The 15,703-nt window shown below is 44.7% G+C and carries 14 protein-coding genes and 1 pseudogene; 3 read left to right on the forward strand and 12 right to left on the reverse strand.

Features of this window, described 5'->3' with window-relative positions; genetic code table 11:
• Positions 1 to 17: 17 nt before the first annotated feature.
• The 3 genes and pseudogenes from gloB (at position 18) to Q8W40_RS17655 (ending at position 3,102) form a co-directional block, all read left to right on the forward strand.
• Positions 18 to 776 (forward strand): hydroxyacylglutathione hydrolase, encoded by a 759-nt coding sequence (gloB, locus tag Q8W40_RS17645; RefSeq protein WP_305399064.1) that lies wholly within the window; start codon positions 18 to 20, stop codon positions 774 to 776.
• A 236-nt stretch (positions 777 to 1,012) separates the two neighbouring features.
• Positions 1,013 to 2,422: pseudogene (locus Q8W40_RS17650) on the forward strand (LysM peptidoglycan-binding domain-containing protein); the annotation flags it as partial.
• The gene (locus tag Q8W40_RS17655) at positions 2,419 to 3,102 is read left to right on the forward strand and encodes a YIP1 family protein (RefSeq protein WP_305399067.1); all 684 of its coding nucleotides are present in this window, start codon (positions 2,419 to 2,421) and stop codon (positions 3,100 to 3,102) included. The pseudogene Q8W40_RS17650 and the gene Q8W40_RS17655, both read left to right, overlap by 4 nt.
• Here Q8W40_RS17655 and Q8W40_RS17660 read toward each other — a convergent pair.
• From Q8W40_RS17660 to lpxD, 12 genes are all read right to left on the reverse strand, one after another.
• Positions 3,061 to 3,933, reverse strand: coding sequence for an endonuclease/exonuclease/phosphatase family protein (locus Q8W40_RS17660; protein ID WP_305399068.1), 873 nt, complete (start codon positions 3,931 to 3,933; stop codon positions 3,061 to 3,063). The two genes, Q8W40_RS17655 and Q8W40_RS17660, sit on opposite strands and share 42 nt — an antisense overlap.
• An 80-nt stretch (positions 3,934 to 4,013) precedes the next feature.
• Complete coding sequence (gene glnB, locus Q8W40_RS17665; RefSeq protein WP_101110620.1) at positions 4,014 to 4,352, reverse strand: nitrogen regulatory protein P-II; 339 nt, start codon at positions 4,350 to 4,352, stop codon at positions 4,014 to 4,016.
• Positions 4,353 to 4,467: 115 nt separating this feature from the next.
• Positions 4,468 to 4,842 (reverse strand): hypothetical protein, encoded by a 375-nt coding sequence (locus Q8W40_RS17670; protein WP_101110621.1) that lies wholly within the window; start codon positions 4,840 to 4,842, stop codon positions 4,468 to 4,470.
• 234 nt (positions 4,843 to 5,076) lie between these two features.
• Positions 5,077 to 5,391, reverse strand: coding sequence for a c-type cytochrome (locus tag Q8W40_RS17675; protein ID WP_305399071.1), 315 nt, complete (start codon positions 5,389 to 5,391; stop codon positions 5,077 to 5,079).
• 58 nt (positions 5,392 to 5,449) lie between these two features.
• The gene (gene tilS, locus Q8W40_RS17680; RefSeq protein ID WP_305399072.1) at positions 5,450 to 6,787 is read right to left on the reverse strand and encodes a tRNA lysidine(34) synthetase TilS; all 1,338 of its coding nucleotides are present in this window, start codon (positions 6,785 to 6,787) and stop codon (positions 5,450 to 5,452) included.
• 98 nt (positions 6,788 to 6,885) lie between these two features.
• Positions 6,886 to 7,845: an acetyl-CoA carboxylase carboxyl transferase subunit alpha gene (accA, locus tag Q8W40_RS17685; protein ID WP_101110623.1), complete on the reverse strand. Its 960-nt coding sequence runs from the start codon at positions 7,843 to 7,845 to the stop codon at positions 6,886 to 6,888.
• Positions 7,846 to 7,889: 44 nt separating this feature from the next.
• Positions 7,890 to 11,369: a DNA polymerase III subunit alpha gene (dnaE, locus tag Q8W40_RS17690; RefSeq protein ID WP_305399074.1), complete on the reverse strand. Its 3,480-nt coding sequence runs from the start codon at positions 11,367 to 11,369 to the stop codon at positions 7,890 to 7,892.
• Between the two features lie 91 nt (positions 11,370 to 11,460).
• A complete protein-coding gene (gene rnhB, locus Q8W40_RS17695; RefSeq protein WP_305399076.1) occupies positions 11,461 to 12,081 on the reverse strand; it encodes a ribonuclease HII in 621 nt (206 codons plus the stop codon).
• A 2-nt stretch (positions 12,082 to 12,083) separates the two neighbouring features.
• Positions 12,084 to 13,232: a lipid-A-disaccharide synthase gene (gene lpxB, locus Q8W40_RS17700; RefSeq protein WP_305399078.1), complete on the reverse strand. Its 1,149-nt coding sequence runs from the start codon at positions 13,230 to 13,232 to the stop codon at positions 12,084 to 12,086.
• Between the two features lie 113 nt (positions 13,233 to 13,345).
• Positions 13,346 to 14,134: an acyl-ACP--UDP-N-acetylglucosamine O-acyltransferase gene (gene lpxA / locus Q8W40_RS17705; RefSeq protein WP_101110627.1), complete on the reverse strand. Its 789-nt coding sequence runs from the start codon at positions 14,132 to 14,134 to the stop codon at positions 13,346 to 13,348.
• A gap of 1 nt (position 14,135) precedes the next feature.
• Entirely contained in the window at positions 14,136 to 14,567 is a 432-nt protein-coding gene (fabZ, locus tag Q8W40_RS17710; protein WP_174715161.1) for a 3-hydroxyacyl-ACP dehydratase FabZ, read from the reverse strand.
• Between the two features lie 113 nt (positions 14,568 to 14,680).
• The gene (lpxD, locus tag Q8W40_RS17715; RefSeq protein ID WP_305399080.1) at positions 14,681 to 15,700 is read right to left on the reverse strand and encodes a UDP-3-O-(3-hydroxymyristoyl)glucosamine N-acyltransferase; all 1,020 of its coding nucleotides are present in this window, start codon (positions 15,698 to 15,700) and stop codon (positions 14,681 to 14,683) included.
• Positions 15,701 to 15,703 lie beyond the last annotated feature (3 nt).

Raw genomic sequence — 15,703 nt, forward strand, 5'->3', positions numbered from 1 at the left:
GGACTGGAGTTCCAAATATGTTAACCATCAAAAGCATACCTGCATTTAGCGACAATTACATCTGGCTCATCCAAAATAACGATCAGCGTTGTGCGGTTGTCGACCCAGGCGATGCGTCTCCAGTATTGGAGCACCTAAAAACTCATGAGCTTGAACTGGAAGCCATTCTAATTACACACCATCATGGCGATCACATTGGTGGTGTATCAGACCTCATAAGAGCTTTTCCAAATTGTAAAGTCGTCGGTCCAGCCGATGAACCCATCCCTACCCTGACGACACCAGTTAAAGAAGGCGACCAAATCGAACTATTTGGAGAAAGGTTTCTCGTTTTAGATCTACCTGGACACACTTTAGGTCATATTGGTTACGTCGGCGACGGTAAATTGTTCTGTGGTGACGTTTTGTTCGCCGCGGGTTGTGGTCGAATCTTTGAAGGCACCTTTGCTCAAATGTTTGAATCACTTAATAAACTGTCTGCTCTGGCTCAAGAAACCAAAGTGTATTGTGCCCACGAATACACTTCATCGAATGTTTCTTTTGCGCTCGCTGTCGAACCTGATAGCCCTGAGCTCCATATCTATCGCGATGAAGTCAATCGTCTAAGAGCACAAAATTTACCAACTATCCCGACCACGATAAGCCAAGAAATGCGGACAAACCCATTTCTTCGCTTTCAAGAGGAAAGTGTGATCAAGGCAGTGTCTCATCGCACTCAAGATACGTCACCACTTGCAGTCTTTTCGGCACTTCGTGAGTGGAAGAACGAATTTTAACGATTTGATGCTTGTCACCTAGATAGGGAGACAAGTATTATCAGCAGCCATTTAATTAAAAGGCTGCATCAATGAGAGTACAGTACAGTTGGGTGTTGGCGTTATTTTTGACAGGTTGTCAGCTAACGTCGTCGGAAACACCCAATCAAACATCACCGGAAAGTAACCAAAAGGAAACTAAGGTTACTTCTACTTCTACACCGTCGGCAAGCAAACCTGCTAGTAACACCACGGCAAAAGAAACACCGGTAGTCACTCCTCAAAGTCAGCTTGATGTTTGGCAACGAATCGCCATGCAGCTTGAAATGCCTATTCCAGACCATAAAACTGTCGATTACTATCGGACATGGTACCTAAAACACCCTCGACATTTACAAACGGTCGCACAAAGAGCAGAACCTTTTCTATTTCTAATTACAGAAAAAATTGAAGAACGCGGCTTACCTTTGGAGCTCGCTCTGTTGCCCGTAGTCGAAAGCTCATTTGACCCATTTGCCTACTCTCATGGCAGTGCTGCGGGTTTATGGCAGTTTGTTCCAGCTACCGGAAAAATGTACGGACTAGAGCAAAACTATTGGTACGATGGTAGACGTGATGTTACTGAGGCTACCGATGCCGCTCTGAATTACCTCGAAAACTTAAATCGACGCTTTGAGGGTAACTGGAATCACGCCATTGCCGCATACAATAGTGGTGGTGGTAGAGTATCGAGTGCCATTCGAAAGAACAAGAAAGCCAACAAACCTATCGATTTCTTTTCACTGTCTCTACCGAAAGAAACTAGTGGATACGTACCTAAACTGCTTGCCCTAGCAGACATTGTCGCCAACCAAGAAAAATACGGCATCAATATCCCGGCTATTGCGAACCAACCGGTACTGGCGCAAGTGAACCCAAAAGAACAATTGGATTTAGCCATTGCAGCAAATTATGCAGGCTTGAGTGTGGCTGAACTACAAGGCTATAACCCTGCTTACAACCAGTGGGCAACGGCACCATCAGGACCGCACCATTTATTGATTCCCATTGAGAAAGTTGAGCAGTTCAACCAAAAAATATCGCAAAATCGCGGTAAAGGTATGAAATTGGTTCGCCACCAAGTGAAATCGGGTGACACTTTAAGCGTGCTCGCTAAAAAATACAGCACGACAACAAAAGTCATTCAAGCGGCGAACGAGCTTTCAAGCACGAGCATTTGGGTTGGTCAGAACCTGATGATTCCTACGTCGACAAAAAACGACACCATTTACGCGCTCAGTGCTGACAACCGATTAGCAAAAACACAGTCCAAAGCTCGTGGAAAATACAAATTTAGCCACACAGTCATATCAGGCGACAACCTTTGGTCTATTGCCAAAAAACACAAGGTTTCACATCAATCTCTCGCAAAGTGGAATGGTATGGGGCCACGCGATACATTGCGTATCGGTCAGAAACTGGTTGTTTGGAAAAACTCCAATGAAGGCGCAATCATCCGCCCAGTTTTCTATAAGGTACGCTCTGGCGACACCATCAGCGGCATTGCGTCCAAGTTCAAAGTAAAAACAGGCGATATCATGAAGTGGAACGACTTGAATAAATCCAAATACTTACAGCCTGGTCAGAAGTTAAAGTTGTATGTTGACGTAACGAAGGTAAGTGCATGACACCCTCTAAAAATTCATTGGTGATGTTGGTCGACATCTTCCGTTCACCAACTCAGTGCTTTGCTGCTCTTTATCAAAAAGGGATCTGGGGATGGCAACCTTTCATCGTTCTGCTGATTACACCGTTTCTGTTTTGGGGTGCCTACTTCGATATCGTCGATTTTGAATGGCTAAAGTCCGAGCTCATCGCCACCATGACCATTCCACTAGACCAGCAAGATTTGCTAAACAGCGACACGCTTTTAGCGGGTGAGGTGTTGCTCGATGTCATGGGTCGTATTTTTGCGGTTTTGCTTTTAGGTTTTTGGTTTTCATTAGCAACTAGGCAAAGCCAATACAAAATGGGTTATTGGAAGTGGGTAGCCGCAAGCTGTGTGATGCTTTTCCCCGCGGTTTTAGGGGATCTAGCAAGCTACATTAGCCTTTTAGTTAATCACGGGCACATAGTGAGTTACGCTGCAGATCTGAACAGTTTGAATGGGCTGATCAAGTTATCACCTGATCATAACTGGTATATCTTTACCAGCACCTTCCCATTATTACTACCTTGGTACATTGTACTGGGCTATGCCGCTCTAGGAGCTTGGACAGAGTTTGATAAAGGACAGGCACTAGCGATTGCTATCCTTCCGTGGTTATTATTCTTTTCTATGCTCGTCGGTATCGCTGCGTTTAACTAACTTAAACGTGACCAACATAGGATTGTGGTCAGAGGCGCCTGAAATGGGCGCCTCTGCTGTTTCTAGCGTTAATCCACGGTAATACACATGATCCAATGCCCACCCCGTAATAAACGCTAACCTTGCATCTGGTGAGAACTTTGCTTCAACCATTTCCAATGCTGCCATTCTTTCTTTCAGCTCCAAGGTTCGTTCTTCGCTCCAAGTATTGAAATCACCAGCAATGATCATCGGCCCCTCGTGTGATTCAACTGCCGCTTTCAAAGCGTCTATCTGCGCTTCAAACTCCGTTGTACCAATTGTGAAATTAACCGCATGAATGTTCACGACCGCAAGTGTTTGACCGTTAGACAAAGGATAAGTGGAATATAAGGCTGATTTAGGCAATCTGAGCCATGGCTCTATTTGGGTATAAGCACACGCTTTTATGGGAAAGTTAGGGGCGAGATTCAAAACACCTGCACTGCTATCAAAAAGCTTAAAAGCGCTCACGTGGCTACTCGCCCAGCTATGTTTCGACAGCCATTGAATAAATTCAGCATTCAGGTTGGCTTCTTGCAATAGCACTAGATTCACATTTTCCGAAAAGCGGTCGAGTGCTTCAGACCACCCTTCTCGATTTTGTTTATAGACATTCCACACCAATAATCGAATTCTCTCATCGGAATCTAAAGGTGTAGTGTTCACATTGGTATAGCAATATTGGTCGGTACGCTGGCTGGTCGCATCGAGGGAAATGAGTATGGGCTTTTCCGGAACAGTGAACAAAATGGCATAAGTGCCCACTAAGCAAAAGCAGCCCGCAACCACACTGAGTAACCACTTCCTCATGTATTCTCCTAAAACCTAACGCGACTAAGCTTCAAACAAAAATGGAGCCGAAGCTCCATTTCTTTAATACTAATTTTGGTTTAGATAGCGTCTTCGTCTTCTTCACCAGTACGAATACGTACAATACGCTCAATATCCGTGATGAAAATTTTACCGTCACCGATTTTACCCGTCTGCGCCGTTTCGATAATGGTATCAACACACTGATCTGCAACGTCTTCTGAGACAACTATTTCTAGCTTTACTTTAGGCAGAAAATCAACCATATATTCCGCGCCTCGGTACAGCTCGGTGTGACCTTTTTGACGACCAAATCCTTTTACTTCAGATACAGTCATACCTGTGATACCGACTTCAGCCAGAGCTTCACGAACGTCATCCAACTTGAATGGCTTAATGATTGCTTCTATTTTTTTCATTGTCTTCCCTTCACGTATTCGTTTACAGATCATTATACCCAAGTGATTTCAAGATGCTACGTTCTGCCACCCACGCTTAGCTCTATGCCACTAAAATTTAGCTGTAAGCAAAAGTCTAAGCAGCGTCCATTTTCTGCATTAATCCCCAAGCAGCAAATAAGAATACGCCTATGTTTACCAACATGAGAACAAAATCTTGGAATAACAGCCCACTACCATCAAACGACAGCACACCCGAAAACAGTGTTAGCGAGGGAATAAAGAAGAGAACAGGCAGATAACCCCAAGTTCTTTGACGCCATAACCCAACAACAGCAAGCAGCCCGCTAATATAGGTTAGTGCCATTATGGTCGCTGGAATCAGCTTGAGTACAGTTTGGGAAAGAGCTTGAGTTAGGATAGGTGAATGAAAAGCTAAATAGCCAATAAGAATCAGCGCGATAATGCGTTCTGTCGAAATGCGCTTTTGTCCTGACGAATTCACATTCATGGCAACACTCCTTGTTGTCCGTTATTGTCTTTCGATAGTAACCTTTATGTCCGTATAGTTTGATACCATCTCATTTCAGTGTAGTTGGAAATGAGCTCCTTACAATAGATTGAGAAAATATAGTGACTTTCTATTGCTTACCTTTATTTATACCTTTTCTTTTATTAATAAAAATAAAAATGCCCAGTATTGAAGTCAGTACTGGGCATAAGATCACATTATCGTGTTCGAGTTTCATTTAAGGCTCGAAAAGTAAGCAGCCAAGTTATCAATATCCTGATCACTAAGCCCCATTGCTTGCGCAGACATTACTGCCGCCAAGCCGCCAGTGCGTTGATTTGCTTTATACGCTTTTAGAGAACTGACTAAATATTTCTCGTTCTGACCTTTCAAATTCGGATAACCATCAATTGCTGCAATACCATCCGCACCATGACAAGCAGCACACACCGCCGCTTTAGCTTTCCCAGCATTCGCATCTCCTGCGACACTGGCACCACTAAACACCATTGCGAATGCCATTGCACATCCTATTGTTACTTTTCTCATTGCTTCACCATGTATTTATTAGGGTTATAATTTCCGTTAATTGTGGCACATTTTTAGATCAACTGATCCAAACAAGTTCACAATCCGAAGCATTAAATCCTTGAGTAACAAATAGATTGGCAACAGCAGCAACTTTATCATCGTACATTACAATAGGTATCTGCCTGCGCTTCCAACTAGGCACGCCATACTCCTGAAAGAGCTTTTTAAGTTTTCGGCTGCCATTTCGACCCACAGGCTTGGCGCTGAGCCCTTGAGGACAGAAGTGTACTGTCACTTTTTCTGATGAAAGAGGAAGGCGCAGTAATAGCGAGTGTACTGAAACTGAGTTGCTCAGTGATGTATTCAGACCGCTCGTACCCAATGTTAATTCACCAAGGGCATAGGGGAGAAGCAACGTCTTCCCAACGATTAGTTCTTCACACCAATCAGAGAGATCTTGCTCGGGAGACACTAGATAAAGGCGATGGTCATATCGGCGTATTTCTCCAGATGGCAAAGACAAGCTTGGGTTAGCATCTCTTTGACTGCACGCCACATTTTCCCAGATGACCTGCAATTGCTTTCTTGATGGCATTTTGGCGCCGGAATACTCAAGCCACATTCGGATCAATTGCGCTCTGGCGAGCTCACTCTGTTCAGAAAGCATGGAAATGCTTAAGCTACCGTCATGAAACAGAGCATCCGATAGATTCTGGCTCAAGAGCTCTTCAATGAGATTTTGTTGATCGGCGCATAATTGAGCACTTCGCTGAACAGATTTTTCAAAACCAGACCAGCGGTTAGCAAGCTCAGGGACAACTCGGTGGCGTAAGAAGTTGCGATCAAATTGAGTGTCATCGTTGCTTTCATCATGATTCCAACTCAGCTTGTGTTCGAGGGCATACTGTTCGATATCTTGGCGAGAAACACTGAGTAGAGGACGTAAAATCTCCCCTTCTCCAAATGAAGCAATGCGCGGCATACCTGATAAACCTTTGGGACCACTTCCTCGTTTTAAGGCCAGCAGAAACGTTTCCGTTTGATCGCTCATATGCTGCCCCGTTAACAGAACATCATCAGGACCGACGTATCGACGAAGAACGTCATACCTTGCTTCGCGTGCCAGCTCCTCAACACTCCTTCCTGATTCAATATCTAACACAACTCTTTCAGAAAAAAATGGAACGTTGGCTTTTTCACACCAAGCCTGACAATTTTTTTGCCAATCATCAGCGTTGCTGCTCAAGCCATGATGGATATGAACAGCTTTGGTTTTGATGTGATGAGATTCAGCCATATGGCTCAGTAGATACAGCAGCACGCGTGAGTCCATACCACCGCTTAAGGCGAGGACAATCGTTGTCTCAGGTGAGGTATGTTTCAGTATTTGATGGTTGAATTCGTTTTGTAACACGTTTGTCCCAATAAAAAAGCGAGCCTAATGCTCGCTTTATTCTACCTTAATCTGCTAACTAGCAGTAATTATGGGTTATTAACCAGTAACCGTAGCTCTTAACAATAACCATAGCTCATTAAGCGTTGGTAACGACGCTCAAGTAGCGTTTCTTCATCAAGGTGGTCAAGCTCATCAAGTTGCTTAACAAGCATCGCCTTCATGTTTTCAGCCATTTTTAATTTATCGCGGTGTGCGCCACCTAAAGGCTCTTCGATGATCTCATCGATCAACTTCAATTCCTTCAGACGAGGTGCAACAAGACCCATTGCTTCTGCTGCCTGAGGCGCTTTATCTGAATCACGCCATAAGATAGAAGCACAGCCTTCTGGAGAAATAACAGCGTATGTTGAGTATTGAAGCATGTTCACATAGTCACCAACACCAATAGCCAATGCACCACCAGAACCGCCTTCACCCACAACGTTACAAATGACGGGTACTTTAAGACCGGACATCACTTTTAGGTTTTTAGCGATAGCTTCTGATTGCCCGCGCTCTTCAGCGCCAACACCTGGGTATGCACCCGCGGTATCGATAAACGTGATGATTGGCATTTTGAAGCGCTCTGCTGTTTCCATAAGGCGAAGTGCCTTACGGTAACCTTCAGGCTTTGGCATACCAAAGTTACGGATCACCTTTTCTTTGGTCTCACGCCCTTTTTGATGACCAATGATCATCACTGGACGTCCTTCTAAACGAGCGATACCACCAACGATGGCTTTATCATCTGCATAAGCGCGGTCACCAGCAAGCTCATCAAACTCTGTAAATACGTTTTCCACGTAATCCAGTGTATAAGGGCGCTGAGGGTGACGAGCTAGCTGAGCTACCTGCCATGCACCTAGATCACTGAAGATTTTCTTTTTCAGTTCTAAACTTTTGTCTTCAAGTTGTTTGATTTCTTTATCTAGATCAACTGAAGCATCCCCGCCATGACGAGATACGTCACGTAATGCTTCAATTTTTGCTTCCAGTTCAGCGATAGGCTTTTCAAATTCAAGAAAGTTTAGGCTCATCTATGAATCCTTATTGGTCAACTGCGTACCATTTCGCAGCTGAATTAGTTAAATTCGAGTTCTACCTGGCTTTGACCAAGCAGCTCCTTTAAATCGTCTAGTAATGTATCTGCTGGCGTTACTCGCCATTCCACGCCCAGTGCTAGACGCGCTCGCGCATCGCTGCGCTGATAATATACATTAACTGGCACTGTTCCCGCTCGGTGCGGCTCCAATATTTGATTGAAGCGTTCAAAGAAATGTTCATCAATTTGTTGCTCTTGTATAGAAACAGACAAACCACGAGCGTATTTTTCACGCGCATTTCCGAGATCCATAACCTCGCGCGCGGACATTTTAAGCCCACCGTTAAAGTCATCAAAGCTGACCTGTCCGGAAACGACCAAAATTTTATCTTTTTCAAGCAGTTCTGCATATCTTTCGAGCGCATCTGAGAACAACATCACTTCCATGCGCCCAGAACGATCATCCAGTGTCATAAGCCCGATGCGCGTGCCGCGTTTGGTTGTCATAACACGTGCGGCAATCACTAGCCCTGAAATGGTTAAAGATTGGTCACGGCGAGTCGGTTGCGCATCTTTAAGTCGACAACTGGTGTACTTACCGAGTTCCTTTAGATAGGCATTAATTGGGTGTCCGGTCAAATACAGGCCCAAGGTTTCGCGTTCGCCCTCTAGCCAGACTTTTTCCGGCCATGGGGGGACTTGGGTATATTTCGTTTCAACATCTTCCGGTGCATCCGTTAGAACACCAAACATATCCACCTGACCAAACGATTCAGCTTGGTGATGCTGGCTAGCGGCTTTCACTGCATCATTGAGCGATGCCATCATGGCTGCTCTGTGTGGACCGAGTCTATCCAATGCGCCTGCATAAATCAGTTTTTCGATAACACGTTTATTGACTTTTTTAAGGTCGATTCGAGCACAAAAATCAAAAAGGTCTTTAAAATAACCGCCCTTTTCACGTGCCTCGATAATGTTATCAATTGGCCCTTCACCCACACCTTTAATCGCACCAATACCATATACGATGGCACCCGTTTCATCGACATTAAACCGGTATAGACCCGCATTGATGTCTGGTGGTAATAGAGTCAGCTTCATTCTTATGCATTCATCTACCAAGCCGACTACTTTTTCGGTGTTATCCATATCCGCGGTCATTACTGCCGCCATGAATTCCGCAGGATAATGTTTTTTCAACCAAAGCGTCTGGTAAGAAACCAAGGCATAAGCCGCTGAGTGAGATTTGTTAAAACCATAGCCTGCAAATTTCTCTACCAAGTCAAAGATCTTCATGGCCAATTCGCCATCAACCCCATTCTTGATAGCACCATCTTCAAAAATGGCGCGCTGTTTGGCCATTTCTTCTGGTTTTTTCTTACCCATCGCTCGACGAAGCATGTCGGCGCCACCCAGCGTATAACCCGCTAAGATCTGGGCAATCTGCATCACCTGCTCTTGATACAGGATAATGCCGTAGGTTGGTTCCAGTGTCTCTTTCAGCGTTTCGTGCTGCCACGTTTCATCTGGGTAAGAGATGGCTTCACGACCGTGTTTACGGTCGATGAAGTTATCTACCATGCCCGATTGAAGCGGTCCCGGTCGGAACAAGGCTACCAATGCGATAATGTCTTCAAAACAGTCCGGTTGAAGCCGTTTGATCAGATCTTTCATACCGCGAGATTCAAGCTGAAATACCGCGGTAGTCTCAGAATTTTGCAGTAATTTAAATGACGGTTGATCATCAAGCGGAATCGATTCTATACGGACTTTTTCTTTGCCTTCACGCTCCAATCGAGGGTTAATTAGGCCAAGCGCCCAATCAATAATGGTCAGCGTTCGTAACCCCAAGAAGTCAAATTTAACCAGACCCGCTGTTTCTACGTCATTCTTATCAAATTGAGTTACGGGGAAGTTACCCTCTGCATCGCAGTAGATAGGAGCAAAGTCGGTAATGGTCGTCGGTGAAATAACAACGCCGCCGGCATGCTTACCCGCGTTTCGAGTACAGCCTTCTAAAATTCGACACATGTCGATGAGTTCTTTTACTTCCTCATCAGCTTCATAAATCTCGGGAAGTTGCGGTTCTGCAACAAACGCTTTCTCTAGCGTCATCCCTGGGTCAGGTGGAACAAGTTTTGAGATACGGTCAACAAACCCATATGGGTGCCCCAGTACACGCCCCACATCTCGAATAACCGCTTTTGCAGCCATGGTACCGAATGTAATGATCTGTGAAACCGCATCACGACCGTACATTTCTGCAACGTGGTCAATTACTTGATCACGCTTATCCATACAGAAATCAATATCGAAATCGGGCATGGATACTCGTTCGGGGTTAAGGAAACGTTCGAATAGGAGGTCGTACGCCAATGGGTCGAGATCGGTAATATCTAGCGCATAGGCAACGAGCGACCCAGCACCGGAGCCTCGCCCAGGTCCAACGGGTACATCATTGTCTTTCGACCATTGGATGAATTCCATAACAATAAGGAAGTAACCAGGGAAACCCATTTTGTTAACAACGTCGAGCTCAATCTCCAAACGTTCGTCGTATTCTGGACGACGTTTTAAACGCTCATCTTCATCGGGGAAGAGAAAAGCCAGTCGCCGCTCTAAGCCTTCTTGCGATTTCTTAACCAAAAAGTCTTCGATCGCCATACCTTCAGTAGGGAAGTTTGGCAGGAAATATTCGCCTAAACGCACCGTCACGTTACAACGTTTGGCAATTTCTACGCTGTTTTCTAACGCTTCGGGTATGTCTGAAAACAGCTCACACATTTCCTCTTCACTACGAAGGTACTGCTGTGGGCTGTAGTTTTTCGGTCTTCGAGGATCTTCAAGCGTAAAACCATCGTGAATGGCGACGCGAATTTCGTGTGCATCAAACTGATCTTCAGTAATGAATACCACTTCGTTGGTCGCGACAACAGGCAGTTCCGCTTGCTCAGCAAGTTCTAAAGCAAAATGCAGGTAACTTTCTTCGTCAGGTCGACCTGTACGGGTGAGTTCTAAATAGAAGCGCTCTGGAAAGTGAGTTTGATAAAATTCAACACATTCAGACGCAAGAGCAGCGTTACCTTTAAGTAAGGCACGACCAATTTCACCAACGCGCCCACCCGAAAGCACAATAAGACCTTCGCTGTATTTCACCAACCATTCTTTCTCTATAACCGGTTGGTGTTGTACATGACCACGTTGGTACGCATCTGAAATCAACAAAGTCAGGTTTTTATAACCTGTGTTATCCGTTGCCAATACCGTCATCTTTGTAAGTTCATCACCAAACTCATCCGACTGCATTGTGAAATCTGCCCCGATGATAGGCTTGATACCATTGCCATGCGCCGTATTATAAAACTTCACTAAACCACAAAGGTTTGTAAAATCTGTCAGCGCCATCGCAGGCATCCCGTATTCAGCCACTTTTTTGACTATGGGTGGAACTTTAGAAAGACCATCGACCATGGAGAAGTCACTGTGAATACGTAGGTGTACAAATTTCGGGTCAGACATTAATCAGATCCTGATGCTCAGATTACTTAGATATTTCGTGAGGGTTAAACCCACTTGCGTACATGATACTTGAATCCAAAAACAAGAGAAGCTATTCGATCCCAAGTGCGCGTTTTACAGGCTTAAAGCTCTTTCTGTGCTCAGCTATAACACCGTATTTTTCGATTGCTTCAAAGTGCGCCTTCGTCGGATACCCTTTGTGATTTGCAAAACCAAATTCTGGGTACCTTTTGTCTAGCTCTTCCATTTCACTGTCTCGTACCACTTTTGCGATAATGGATGCGGCACTGATTTCCGCTACTCTTAAATCCCCTTTTACTACGGCTAAGCCCGCCATAGATAATTCAGGGACACGATTACCGTCGATAAGCGCAAAACCCGGCTGCGGATCCAACCCAGCAATGGCTCGTTGCATGGCTACCATCGTGGCTTGCAAAATATTAAGTTCATCTATTTCTTCTGGCGAACAACGACCTACTGCCCAAGCCAATGCTTTTTCTTTGATTTCAGGGAAAAGCGCTTGGCGTTTTTTCTCAGACAATTTCTTTGAATCGGTCAGCCCTTCAATGGGATTATTCGGGTCTAAAATGACTGCAGCAGTCACTACGTCACCAACCAATGGACCACGACCAACTTCATCTACACCAGCAAAAAGCTGATAACCCGTAGGGTATTCAAATGGAGGAAAGTCTTGTGTTGCTTTCTTAGGCATGATTATTTTCCAATTAAATTAAGAACGGCAGTTGCGGCTTGTTGGTCAGCGCCTTTTTTAATCCACTGGTGCATCTCAGTAAATTCGCTGATTAAAGCTTGGTTGTCACCAAACAAGGCTTTTTCAATTTCAGGATGCAAAAAGTCTGGGCGACACTCATCAAGAATGAATTCTTTCACCAATTCTTTACCCGCCAGTATATTGGGTAGAGAAACAAATTCTGTAATCGCCAACTTCTGAACTATCCAACCTGTCAGTCTATTTACTTTGTAGCCGACAACCATAGGGCGCTTAAGTAGCATGCACTCTAAACTTACTGTGCCGGACGCAAGTAATACCGCATCAGACGCCGTAATCACATTTCGAGCTGTATCTTGAACAATCACAAAGTTGAGTTCGGGAGCGATGTCTTTCCAGATCTGTTCAAATTGCGCTTTTCGCTTTTCGTTTACCGCGGCAACAACAAAACCAACATTGGGGTGTTTTTGATTAAGGCGTTTACACGTTTCGATAAACGGCTTAGCAATCAAACCTACTTCCCCTCCTCGGCTACCAGGCAATACGGCTAACCAAGTTTTATCTTGTTCAAGGTCGAGATGCGCTCTTGCATCTTTTTTATCAGGCTGAAGGGGGATCGCATCTGCGAGTGTATGGCCGACAAATTCGCAGGCTACGTTGTATTTGTCGTAAAAAGCTTTCTCGAATGGCAGGAAAGCCAAAACCAAATCCGTTGCCGCATCAATTTTAAAAATTCGCTTTGGACGCCAAGCCCATACAGATGGACTGACATAATGGACAGTCTTAATCCCTGCTTTCTTGAGGCTTAACTCTAATCTCAAGTTAAAATCGGGCGCATCTATACCAATAAATACGTCAGGTGGGTTTTGCGTAAAGTGCTTCACTAGTTCCGCTTTTACTTTCAAAAGCCGAGGCAAGCGCCCCAAAACTTCGACAAGCCCCATCACGGCTAACTCTTCCATTTCAAACAGAGATTCGCAGCCCAACACCTTCATTTTGGGTCCGCCAATACCGACAAACTCGGCATCAGGGTATTGTCTTTTTATCGCTTCAATAAGACCAGCGCCTAACGTATCACCAGATAATTCACCGGCAACGATGCCAATTCTTAACGGACCAGTACCTGAAGTCATCTTTCACCCAAAGCCAAATTTTTTAACTTAAAAATACAAAAAGATCGCTAAAAACAGCGATCTTTTCAATGGTTAGTTCAATCAACGCAACTATAAAGCCGATCGGGTTGACCCTATCGAATTATCCCGCGTTGTGAGTTACCTAAGAAATCCAAAAATTGCTGTACCGCTTTAAACTCATTCGCTTCTTTTGCAATCTCTGTTTTCGCTTCTTCAAGCGTCAGTCCATTACGGTAAAGGGATTTATAAGCCCGGCGAATAGCGTGGATTTCTTTTTTCTCGAACCCTCGGCGTTTCAGCCCTTCGATATTGATACCAAAAGGTTTACAGTGATTCCCTTGCGCCATAACAAAAGGTGGTACGTCTTGTACAACAATGGATCCGCCGCCAACAAAGCAGTGAGCACCCAACGTACAGAATTGGTGAACCGGAGAAAGGGCCGTTAGAATCACGTAGTCTTCGACTGTTACATGACCCGCTAATGTCGCATTGTTACCAAGAATAACGTTATCACCCACAATACAATCATGAGCAATATGGGCGTTAACACAGAATAGGTTATCGCTACCAACACGGGTTTCGCCCTTATCCTGAACTGTACCACGGTGCATTTGTACACTTTCTCGAATAACGTTGCGATCGCCAACAATCAAACGAGTATCTTCGCCGCTGTATTTTTTATCCTGACATTCTTCTCCTACTATCGCGTAGGGGAATATTCGGTTTTCATTACCAATGATTGTCGGACCTTTAATCACAACATGAGACATAATCTCGTTGTTTTCACCAATTTCGATATCACCCGAAATATAAGTGAATGGTCCTACCGTTGTGCCAGCACCAATGCGAACATTACCTTCAATAACCGCACTAGGATGAATAGAGGCAGATTCATGAATCATATTAAAACTCTCTACGAGCACATTTCAGCTCAGCAGAACACACTACCTTGCCGTCCACCGTCGCTTTACCATTAAACGCAGCAATACCGCGACGTTCTTTCAAAAATTCAACTTCAATCAGCATCTGATCGCCCGGCATCACAGGTGCGCGGAATTTAGCGCCATCCACACTTGCAAAGTAGTACAGCTCGTTTTCCGCAGGTGCACCAAATGTTTTAAATGCGAGTAGCCCCGTTGCTTGGGCCATTGCTTCAAGAATTAATACGCCTGGAAATACAGGCAATTGTGGGAAATGACCGGTGAACTGAGGTTCGTTCACTGACACATTTTTCAAGCCTACTAGGTACTTACCTTCTTCGTAGTCAGTAACACGATCAATCATCAGGAAAGGGTAGCGATGTGGAAGAAGTGTTTGAATCTCCGTGATGTCCATCGTTTTCTTTTCAGTAGTCAAAGTCATATTCCTATCAATTTTCAAATTCAATTCATCGTTAGATAAACGAATGAAAGCCCGCAGTGCGCAGGCTTTAAGTTAAACGTTTCGTGTCAGGATTTTAGCTCTTTCTCGACAGATTTCAGCCTTCTGTCTAGTTCCGCAATCTTGTGAACACGTGGCACCATTTTACGCCATTCTTTATTAGGTTGCACCGGGACACCTGAAGAGAAAACACCTTTTTCTTCAATGTCACGCATCACCATAGACATACCAGTAACAACAACTTGGTCGACAATCGTAATATGACCATTGATCACTGCACCACCACCAAATTGGCAATACTTACCAATTTGCGTGCTGCCAGCAACGATCACGGCACCGGCCATTGCAGTGCCATATCCAACCTGGACATTATGTGCAATTTGGATCTGATTATCTAAAACAACGTTGTCTTCTATTACCGTATCGTCCAGTGTACCACGGTCAATGGTGGTGCATGCTCCGATCTCTACGCGGTCTCCGATACGAACGCCGCCAACTTGAGGGATCTTTATCCACTCGCCTTTTTCGTTGGCATTGCCAAATCCATCCGAGCCAATCACAGCATTTGCTTGAATTAAACAATCGGATCCGATCGTTACGCCATGATAAACGCTAACATTCGACCAAAGTTTGGTATTTGAACCAATCGAGGTATTTTTACCAACGAAACATCCCGCTCCAATCACAGCGTTATCGCCTAGGCTAACGCCAGACTCAATCACCGCATTGGCTCCAACAGATACATTTTCACCTAGTGATGCCGATTCATCAATAACCGCTGTTTTATGAATATTGGTAGCTGGTAAAGGGGTTGTATCAAGAGCTTGGGCGATACGGGCGTACGCTACGTACGGATCTTCAACAACGATCGAGTTACCAGAGTAATGCTCCAGATCGGACTCACGCAGTAAAATAGCATCCGCTTTACACAGATCGAGTGATTTTCTGAATTTGGGACTAGAAAGGAAAGAAAGCTGACCTTGACCAGCTTTGTCCATGGCAGCAAACTCGGAAACGGCAATGCTGCCGTCTCCGTGTAACTCACCACCTGCAATTTTCGCGATTTCTGCAAGGGTTAATGTTGTCATATA

The sequence above is a fragment of the Vibrio penaeicida genome (genome assembly GCF_030689305.1).
GTDB classification, from domain to species: domain Bacteria; phylum Pseudomonadota; class Gammaproteobacteria; order Enterobacterales; family Vibrionaceae; genus Vibrio; species Vibrio penaeicida_B.